The organism is Anaerolineales bacterium (genome assembly GCA_022866145.1).
Taxonomy (GTDB): domain Bacteria; phylum Chloroflexota; class Anaerolineae; order Anaerolineales; family E44-bin32; genus PFL42.
Map to the genome: position 1 here is coordinate 1 of JALHUE010000489.1, position 2,939 is coordinate 2,939.

Genomic DNA, 2,939 nt, shown 5'->3' on the forward strand with positions numbered 1-2,939 from the left:
GCGGCGCCCCAGGAACAGCGCCACCAGCAGGACCAGTTCGTCCAGCTTGGTGAAGTAGGCCAGCATCGAGCGCTCGCCCATCGCAACCCAGGCCAGAATTGTGACGGCGGTGAAGGCGATGAAGGCCCAAGTGATCAGGCTGTGGGACAGGCGGAGGAAGCTGAGCTTGCCCAGGTAAGCCAGCAACAGCGCCACGTACCCGAAGAAGTTGAGGAGGAACATCATCCCCAACGTCTGCGTCGGCCCGACCAGGAAGAGGGCGTAGTACAAGTGGATGGCGGCGGTCAGAACGGCAGTAACTGTGATCACGGTGCCCAGTGATTTCTTGTTCATCGGTCTACCCTCCGAGGTATGAAGATGTGTCGACGCATGTCAGACCTACCAACCCGCGGCCGCCCCAACCGATGCGGTCTGGCGGATGCATTGTTCCAGGAATTGCCGGATCTGATGAGCGGACGCCTCCCAGGTCGGGTGGCGTCGGGCGCGCTCGAGCCCGGCCACCCCCATCCGGGCGAGCAGCGCCCGATCGGCGTGCAGGCGTCCCAGGTACTCGGCCAGCAGGCTTTCGGCGCCGGCCGGGATCAGGAATCCCTCTACCCCATCCCGCACAAGGTCGCTGGCGCCGCCGGAGGCGGAGGCCAGGCACACCATTCCGCTGCCCATGCCTTCGAGATATCCGATGCCAAAGCCTTCGTGCTGGGAGGGGATCGCCAGGACCTGGTGGGAGGCCAGGAGTCCGTCGAGCTGCTCGTCCGGTACCGGGCCGAGGAATGCGACGGGGAGCGGGAGCTGGTGCGCCCGGTGGGCCATCCGACGGGCGTAGCCTGGGTCCCGATGGGCTTCGCCGACGACGGTGAGACGGGCGCTTCCGGCGGGAAGCCGGGCCAGAGCTTGCAGCAGCACGTCCAGGCCCTTGCGCGGCACAATCGCACCCAGGTAGAGCAGGCGCAACGGACCCGGCTCGTGGGCGCGGGCAGTCACCTGATCCGGCGTGACCCGCTGCTGATGGCGGTGGGCCCCCGGCCAGGCGATCAAGCCCCGCAGGGGACGTCCAGCCAGGGACTGGGCGGCAGCGAGCGTCGGCCGGCTGTTGCAGACCACGGCATCGACCGAGCGAAGGTAGGCGCGCTCCACCAGCCGGTAGGCTGCCAGAGCGACCGGGCTCCAGAGCTCACTCGACCGCAGGTGATGGACGATCGAGACCAGCGGGAGTTGCGGGCGGCGCAGGCGGCGGTTGGCCAGGAACAGCGACGGGTGATTGAGCTCGTCCTCCAGCAACAGGTCAACCCCGGACGATTCGATCCAGCGATCGAGCCGACGGGAGAAGTTCTGGCCGAGGTGGCGGAGATAGGATTGCCAGGGAAGAGAGAAGATCTCGACCCGGTCGCCCTGCTGGCGCAGGTGGGTCACCAATTGGTGATCATACCGGTAGCCGCCGGTCATCTGATCCAGGCTGCCGTAGATCACCAGCCCCAGGTTCAAGTCCGCTCCAGGCGGTAGGATGCCCAGGCGATTTCGTTCTCCCACAAGCGCAGGGTGACGGCCTCGAGATTCGTTGCCCGCAAGGCGGCAGATAGCTCCCGGCAGAAGATGCGGCAGAAGTGCTCGAGGCTGGGGTTCAGACCGCGGAACGCCGGCAGATCGTTCAACGTTTGGCCCTCGTAGCGCTTGACCAGCGTCTGCAGTTGGGATTCGAGCTCGACCAAGTCGACCAGGTAGCCGTGCCCATCGAGTTGGGCCCCTTCGAGCACGACCTCAGCCCGGTAGCGGTGGAGGTGGCGCTGGTTCTCCGCACCCCAGTCGCCTCCCACTAGTTGGTGAAAGGCCTCGAACTCGCGCTGGACGCACAACTGATACATGCTGTTGCCCCTATCCTCGTCTACGCCTCGGTTTCAGGGTAGCGCAGGACGACCTGGAGCGCCGCCTCGGGTTGGGTATCCAGGAGTCCATAGGCCTGGGGGGCGTCGGCGAAGTCGAAGGTGTGGGTGATCCAGCGCCGGGGGGCGATGGTGGGTAGGAAGCTCAGCGCAGCTTGCAGGCGTCGCTGTTTCGTCCACCGCCCGCTGAGTTCCGGAGCGATCGTGCTGACCTGGCTGCTGACGATCTGGATCCGGCTGCGATGGAACTCACCGCCCAGATCGAGTTGGACGGACTGGGTCCCGTACCACGAGCCGAGCACGACACGCCCGGAAAAGCCAGTGATCGATAGCGCCTGGTTGAGGGCCCGCGGGTCACCGGAAAGCTCGAAGGTCAGATCGGCCTTGCCGGCCGGCAGAGCCTGGGTCAATTGTTCGTGCACGTCCGAGGCAGCCGGGTCGAGGCAGGCAGTCGGATCGCTCTCGAGCGCTGCCTGGCGCCGGAGTGGATAGCGGTCGAGCGCGACCAGGGCGCCCAGCGGGACTCGGCTGAGCAGCCGGGTGACCAGCAGGCCGAGGATGCCCTGACCGAACACCGCCACCGCCTCCCCCACCACAGGCCGGCCATCCTGAACCAGGCTGACGGCCGTCTCGAGGTTTGGGATGAAGACCGCATCTTCGTCGGCGACATTCTCCTCCAGCCGGAGGGCCTGATCGACAGGCGTCAGGAAGTGGCTGGCGTGCGGGTGGTAGGCAAACACCCGCTGCCCGAGCCACTCCGGGCCGACTCCCGGGCCGACGTCGAGCACGCGCCCAACCGCGGCGTAGCCATAGGGCAGGGGATAGCGCAGCATCCCGGGCAGGCCCGGCAGCGTGGCATCGGTGGCCATGTCCTGCGGCGCCAGGCCGCGGTAGATCAGCATCTCGGTTCCAGCGCTGATAGCACTCAAGCGAGTCGCAACGAGCAGCTGACCGGCGCCGGGGGGACCCAGCTCCACCTGCCGGGCTTCGACGGCGCGGGGTGCGACGAAATACAGGGCGCTGGCCTTCACGCGAGTGGTCCTTCGAGGCGTGCCCATAGTA

At 66.9% G+C, this 2,939-nt stretch carries 4 protein-coding genes; all 4 read right to left on the bottom strand.

Going from position 1 to position 2,939, the window contains the following annotated elements; all coding sequences use genetic code 11:
* Nucleotides 1-333: hypothetical protein (locus tag MUO23_14255; protein ID MCJ7514112.1), on the bottom strand; the 333-nt coding region annotated here is incomplete at its 3' end.
* Between the two features lie 45 nt (nt 334-378).
* On the bottom strand, nt 379-1,482 hold the full coding sequence (locus MUO23_14260; GenBank protein ID MCJ7514113.1) for a glycosyltransferase family 4 protein: 1,104 nt from the start codon (nt 1,480-1,482) through the stop codon (nt 379-381).
* Nucleotides 1,479-1,859 carry a 6-carboxytetrahydropterin synthase gene (locus MUO23_14265; protein ID MCJ7514114.1) on the bottom strand — a complete coding sequence of 127 codons (381 nt, stop codon included), beginning with the start codon at nt 1,857-1,859 and terminating at the stop codon, nt 1,479-1,481. The genes MUO23_14260 and MUO23_14265 overlap by 4 nt, the downstream gene beginning before the upstream one ends.
* Before the next feature lie 20 nt (nt 1,860-1,879).
* On the bottom strand, nt 1,880-2,939 hold a 1,060-nt coding region (locus MUO23_14270), incomplete at its 5' end, for a hypothetical protein (GenBank protein ID MCJ7514115.1).

Coding starts and splice junctions, on each gene's coding strand:
- MUO23_14265 (MCJ7514114.1), bottom strand. CDS start 1,859: ATGTATCAGTTGTGCGTCCAGCGCGAGTTCGAGGCCTTTCACCAACTA.